Annotated in this window: 3 protein-coding genes; all 3 read left to right on the forward strand. The window is 49.6% G+C overall.

All coding sequences use genetic code 11. The features are described 5' to 3' along the window. The first annotated feature begins 8 nt into the window (after positions 1–8). The gene (locus JX312_RS08780; RefSeq protein WP_204457738.1) at positions 9–3386 is read left to right on the forward strand and encodes an exodeoxyribonuclease V subunit beta; all 3378 of its coding nucleotides are present in this window, start codon (positions 9–11) and stop codon (positions 3384–3386) included. A 94-nt stretch (positions 3387–3480) separates the two neighbouring features. Then, positions 3481–4857, forward strand: coding sequence for a gliding motility-associated protein GldE (gene gldE, locus JX312_RS08785; protein WP_239653869.1), 1377 nt, complete (start codon positions 3481–3483; stop codon positions 4855–4857). A gap of 24 nt (positions 4858–4881) precedes the next feature. Next, on the forward strand, positions 4882–5326 hold a 445-nt coding region (locus JX312_RS08790), incomplete at its 3' end, for a 4'-phosphopantetheinyl transferase superfamily protein (RefSeq protein WP_204457739.1).

Below are 5326 nucleotides of genomic sequence, written 5' to 3' on the forward strand. Positions count from 1 at the left end.
ATTGAATAATGGCTGAATTTCTGGAACTACACAGAGCCTCTGCCGGCTCGGGGAAGACTTATACACTTGCCAAGAAATATCTGTGGTATTATCTGACAATACGTCAGGATAATGGAAGCCGAAGACTGCGCACCGTGCCTGAACTGAATGACTCGCTAAGCCATATACTCGCCATTACCTTTACCAACAAGGCTACAAACGAGATGCAGCAGCGTATCGTGGAGAAACTTGATGCCCTTGCTTTCCCTCCATCCGGAAAATCACCCGATTATATGGATGATTTCTGCCGGGAGCTGGGGGTGCCGCCGTCTGAACTCAGCAGGATATGTCGCAAGGCGTTATATGTTCTGCTCGAAAACTATTCGGAATTTCAGGTTTCTACAATCGATTCTTTCTTTCAGCTCGTGCTGCGCACTTTCGCTTATGAGACAGACCTCAACGATTCATACGCCATCGAACTTGATTCCGAATATCTCGCTAAGGTCGGCATTGACGCGACGCTGAACGATATAGAGGAGAAGAAGGCATCCGAGAGTGTGATGCATTGGATAAACATATTGATGGACCGGGGAAGGGAATCGGGCGAGAAATGGAATATTTTCCAGAAAAACGATGACGGCAAGTCGATATATTATCGCTTCATGAAGTCGGTCGGTAAACTTGAGAACGAAGACTTCAAGCAGATTCGCGATGAACTTGAGGACTATTTTGAACGTACCCCTGATCTGCCGGAAATATATGATGAGCTTGATGCCCTTTGCAACGCTCCCTTGCGTGCTCCATTCAAGGCAATGAAAGATGCCGCAGAGCGGCTGTTGTCGCTGATGGAGACAGCCGGTTCTGATGCCACCCGGGACAAATTCCGTGATCATGCCCGCAAGTCGCTGCGTTGCAGATGGGACCGCATGCCGAAAACAACCGATGTCTCTTTCGCCCCTCTGAAAGATTCCTCTTTCGAAGGCGCGGCATATTTGAAAAGAAAAAAAGCGGATCCCGCGTTTTATGAACGCGCCGAACCTCTTTACCGTGAAATGACGGCTGCCCGTGAAATGTGGCTTGCGGAGTTTTCATCACCTTCTTACAGACACTGGAATCTATACAAAAAGAATTTCCCTTATCTCGGTCTTTTGTCGGTGACGCTCAGAAAAAGGAAAGAATATCTTGAAGACAACAACAGTGTGGAGCTTGCTGAGACAAATTCCCTGTTGAGCCGTATAATCGGAGAGGATGACGCGCCGTTTATCTACGAGCGACTCGGTACGCGCCTCAATCATTTCCTTATCGACGAGTTTCAGGACACATCAAGGATGCAGTGGAACAATCTCCTGCCGTTGCTGTCTGAGAGTCTCAGCAGGGGCAACGGTAATCTGCTGATTGGTGATGCGAAGCAAAGTATATACCGGTTCAGGAATGCCGATCCGTCATTGATTGCCGATAAGGTGGAAAGACAGTTTTCCGGAGTGCGGACATTGGGAGACGCTCCGAGTGAGAACACCAACTGGAGAAGCGACCCGGAGGTGGTGGAGTTCAACAACGGTTTTTTCTCCTTTCTCACAGCCCGGCTGTCGGATGAGTATCAGGGAGAAAACACATCTGTGGATTATCGTTCGCTTTATGGCAACGTAAGGCAGCAGACGCGTCCCGTGAAAGAGGGGGATAAGACCGGCTCAGCAGGATATGTCGAGATAAATATAGAGAAAGCCGATAAGAAGGAGGATGCCAAGGCTGCCGTTGTCGCCAGGATGCCGGCGCTTGTGCTGGAACTTCTCGGAAGAGGGTACAGATTCGGAGACATCGCTTTTCTTGTGGATACCAATGCCGAAGGCGAGGCTTTGATAAATGAGTTTACGCGTTATAACTCAGAAGCAGGAGAAGAGGGTATAAAGATAGAATTTATATCCGAACAATCGCTGAAGGTGGCGTCATCCCCGTCAGTAAAGCTTATTCTCACCACGCTTGCCACCATAGGTCGCGGCACAGCACCGGAGGTGCGTGAAGGCGAGGATGCGGCACGCAAGGGCGTGGCGGACTGGAATGAGGTAAAATGCAATTTCCGGGTCTTCGCACTGAGGCATCCCGAACTGTCCGCCCCCGAACAGCTTGAGCTGTTTCTGGCTTCCGGTTCAGATACGGATGCCATAGCCGGGATGCTTTCGGAGATGCAGGCAGTCACGCTGCCCGCACTTGTCGAGGGTATCGCCGCAACGTTTATTCCTGCGGAGATGCGTCGTCGGGACGCTCCCTTTATAGCGGCATTTCAGGATATTGTGCTTGAATACTGCGAGTCTCGTCCCTCGGACATCGCTTCGTTTCTGCAGTGGTGGGAGAGAAGAGGCATCAAAGCCTCGATCTCGTCGCCGGAGGGTATGGATGCTGTCAATGTCATGACCATTCATAAATCTAAAGGACTGGAATTCCCATGTGTGGTGATACCGTTCGCCCAATGCTCGTTTCTGACAGCTCCTAAAGGCAAGACGGAATGGCGGTGGGTGAGACCGGAGGTGGTGGAACTGACGGGTCGAGAATTGCCGCCGTATCTGCCGGTTGACACATCTTCCGATATGGAAGGCACTTTACATGAGGGTGAATACAGAGATTATATCGATATGGTGACAATGGACTCGCTCAACAAACTCTATGTAGGCTTTACACGGGCGGTTCATGAGCTGTATGTGTTCTGCACGGAAGGGAAGAAATCTGATGCGTTGTCAACATCGGTCATGTTGCGGGATTTTATGGAAGCCGATGCCAATGAGACGCGAATGATGGCAGGTGTCCCTTATCTGCATTCTCCGGTTAAGAGGAAGCAGGAGGAGTGTCCTGTGGGGACCGTCAGTGATTACACAGCCAGAGTCACGCCTGATTTCCTGAGATACAGGGAAGAGAATGTGCCTTCTGTGGTCGATGCAGAGGAATTCGAGGAAGAAAATTCCGATCCGAGGTCTGAAGGAAATATACTTCACTCTGTTATGGAACGTGTGTATACGGCAGAAGATATCCATGCCTCGGTGTCGCGGATAAGACGTCAGGGTCTTGTCTCGCCTGAAAAAGCGGAAGAGATAGAGGCATTTCTTAAGTCGAAACTGTCATTACCGGAGGTTGCCGGATGGTTCGACGGTTCGGCGCGTGCCGTCAACGAACGCTCTATAATCGGTGGACACCGCAGTCCGCGTCGTCCTGACAGGGTCATGCTTATGCCCGATGGCGGGGCTGTGGTGATAGATTATAAATTCGGCAGTTCCGCATCGCATAGAAAATACAGGCGACAGGTGCGCGACTATGTGTTCCGTCTGAAGAGCACCCGCAGATTCAGCTATGTTAAAGGGTATATCTGGTATGTGGCTGAAGACAAGACAGTGGATTGTGATTCCGAAGAGAAACCATAAAATAAGGTAAGAGAAAGGGGAACGGGAGAAAGGGGATTAATAATTTGCATATGACTGATTAAAGCAGTAAATTTGCAATGTATTAACCAACACTTTGATAAAATTGGATTCGGATCCTTTACCGGGCTCGCCTGCGGCGAGCCTAATGATATTGCTTACTCAAGCCGGAATGCCGGCAATAAGTTTTCATGCTCCTGAAAGTTGGCCAGCATGGATAATGCTGATAATCATAGCCTTTTGTTGTCTGATGGCATCGGCTTTCGTGTCCGGAAGCGAGATTGCCTATTTCGGACTTACGCCTCAGGAGATTGAAGAGCTTGAAGATTCCACGCAGCCCAGAGACCGCAAGGCGTTGTCTTTCATCAAAGACAGCGAGCGTCTGCTGGCAACCATACTTATCTCCAACAATCTGGTGAATATCACCATGGTAGTGCTTCTGACATTTGCCATTTCGCAGACAGTTGTCTTCAACAGTTCTCTGCTCAACTTCCTGCTCCAGACTGTATTCATGACGTTCCTGCTTTTGCTTTTCGGAGAGATTTTTCCGAAGCTTGTGGCTCGCGGACGCACATTGTGGTGGGTGAGGGCGGCAGTGCCGGGCATAGGTCTGCTTTATACCGTGCTCGGTCCGCTGGCGAAGGTCATGGCGCGGTCAACAAGCATTGTGGGTAAGATAGTCACCAAAAAGCAGCAGAACATATCTACCGATGAACTTGAGAAGGCTCTTGAGATTTCCGATGTTTCCGACGGCAAGGAGAAGGAGATGCTTGAAGGTATCCTCTCGTTCGGAGAGATAGAAGCTCATGAGATCATGATTTCCCGAGTAGACGTGACGGCAATTGAATATCATGATTCATGGGAAGAGGCGATGAAGGTCATTCTTGAATCCGGGTATTCCCGTATTCCGGTTTACGACACCTCCCAGGATTCGATAATCGGTATTCTTTACAGTAAAGACCTGTTGCCGTATATCGACAGCAAGGACCCGGGATTCCGGTGGCAGAGTCTTCTGAGAGAACCGTATTTTGTTCCTGAATCAAGGATGATTGATGATCTTCTTGAGGATTTTCGTAAAAGGAAGATACACATCGCCATAGTTGTGGATGAATATGGCGGCACACAGGGCATTGTCACCCTTGAGGATATAATCGAGCAGATTGTAGGTGAGATTGACGACGAGTATGACGATGTCACCTCCATGTATAAGAAGATAGGACCCGATTCATATATTTTCGATGCCAAGATTCCACTCACCGATTTCTGCCGCGTGACTGATATCGCGGAGGAATCGCTCGGAGATGTAGGCGATGCGGAGACTCTTGCGGGTCTCCTGCTGGAGATAAAGGGAGACTTCCCGACCACCAAGGAGACGCTTGTGTTGGGCGATATGCATTTCCATGTTATGAAAATGGAGAGACACCGCATTGTAAAGGTCAGTCTGCGCATTGTGAGATCCGGGGATGCAGAGTAGGTGAAAACAACTGAACATATTCATATGGAAACTGAATTTATATACTGGCGTCATCACACTCTTCCCGGCATTAAGGTCGAGGAGATCTGTGGCGGAGAAAACCGTCCGATGTCGCTATGGAGGGAGATGGCATATCAGGTCTATTCGGAAAACGGGCGCGAAGTATATCGGGAGATAGGCCATTTTCGCAACGGCGCGCCTTTTCTGAACGGAGAGAACGGAAGAATCTCGATTACGCATACCGGACGTTTTCTTGCCGTTGCCACATTGCCGCCGACTCCTGAAGTGGATTTGTCTGAGTTTACGGAAAGGGCGGCTATGGGTATCGATGCGGAGCGTACAGACCGGGAGCAGGTTTTGAAGGTGAGGGAGAAATTCCTTTCTGCGGCAGAGCTTGAAATGATTCCGGCATCGGATGTGCTTGCGAATGTGATGGCATGGACTGCAAAGGAGGCTCTCTATAAGGCGG

It is taken from the genome of Barnesiella sp. CU968 (genome assembly GCF_905219685.1).
GTDB lineage: Bacteria > Bacteroidota > Bacteroidia > Bacteroidales > Muribaculaceae > Lepagella > Lepagella muris_A.

Coding starts and splice junctions, on each gene's coding strand:
- JX312_RS08780 (WP_204457738.1), top strand. CDS start 9: ATGGCTGAATTTCTGGAACTACACAGAGCCTCTGCCGGCTCGGGGAAG.